Annotated in this window: 1 pseudogene; it reads right to left on the minus strand. The window is 71.7% G+C overall.

What is annotated here, in order from left to right:
• Positions 1 to 46: 46 nt before the first annotated feature.
• Positions 47 to 240, minus strand: a pseudogene (locus ACQG3P_RS22805) (asparaginase domain-containing protein); the annotation flags it as partial.

Here is a 240-nt window from a genome sequence, read left to right on the forward strand (position 1 = left end):
TGCCGACCGTGGGTCGGCCGGCCCCAGGGGTGCCGGGGTTCCCGCGTCACGGGTCTTCGAACCGGTTCGCCGCGACGTTCTGTCGCACGTGTTCGGGGTTCCCGATGCGGCCGTTCATGGCGATGTACACGCCCGGCTGCAGCGACTGCCCCGCGCCGATCGCACGGCCGATGTTGTAGTCGGCGACCGAGCCGCGGAAGCGCGCCGGGCTGTGCGCGCCGGTCAGGTCGATGGTCTTGT

This window comes from Stenotrophomonas sp. SrG (assembly GCF_050031795.1).
Taxonomy (GTDB): domain Bacteria; phylum Pseudomonadota; class Gammaproteobacteria; order Xanthomonadales; family Xanthomonadaceae; genus Stenotrophomonas; species Stenotrophomonas rhizophila_A.